A 565-nucleotide genomic window follows, 5' to 3' on the forward strand; every position below is an offset into this window, starting at 1 on the left:
GTGCAGCATGTGGCACCGCTGGCAGAGGGCTTTCAGGTTCCTCGGGCTGCTGTTGCCGGGATCATGGTCGAGATGCGCCGTCGCGAGATACACGGTCGTCGTTACGCCCTGCTCCGGCTCGATCAAGAGGTCAGGCAGCGTCCTGCCCTTCCCGCTTCGCCATTGCGCCCGCTCCACGTCATACCATCTGCCGTCGCCAAGATGGTGCACCGTCATGCCGTGTGGGCGACCACAGCCTTCGCAGCGCCCCTTGGCACGCTCGAAGCGGATAAGCGCCGAGAGCTGCGGCCAGTCGATTGGGTACAGATATTTGAGGTGCGGGCGGATCGGCATCAGGCCCCTCCTGCCTGGCGACGCGCGGCTGGAAAATACTGGTAGAAAGTTCCTCGGGTGACGCCCATACGGCGCGAGATCTCGGCAACCGAGATGGTGTGGTCCTTCAGCATGGCGCGTGCGGCAACCAAGTCCGCGTCAGTGAGCTTCTTGCGCCGTCCACCCTTCCGGCCACGCGCAAGCGCGGCCTTCAGGCCTTCCATGGTGCGTTCGCGGTTGAGGTCGAGGAAAT

The 565-nt window shown here is 64.2% G+C and carries 2 protein-coding genes; both read right to left on the reverse strand.

Annotated features, from left to right (window positions below):
• A partial coding sequence (locus tag P7D22_RS23350; RefSeq protein ID WP_319936626.1) for a hypothetical protein occupies nucleotides 1-333 on the reverse strand: 333 nt, incomplete at its 3' end.
• The coding region (locus P7D22_RS23355; protein ID WP_319936627.1) for a helix-turn-helix domain-containing protein at nucleotides 333-565 on the reverse strand (233 nt) is incomplete at its 5' end. The genes P7D22_RS23350 and P7D22_RS23355, both read right to left, overlap by 1 nt.

The organism is Lichenihabitans sp. Uapishka_5, assembly GCF_033947565.1.
In the GTDB taxonomy this organism is placed as follows: Bacteria; Pseudomonadota; Alphaproteobacteria; order Rhizobiales; family Beijerinckiaceae; genus Lichenihabitans.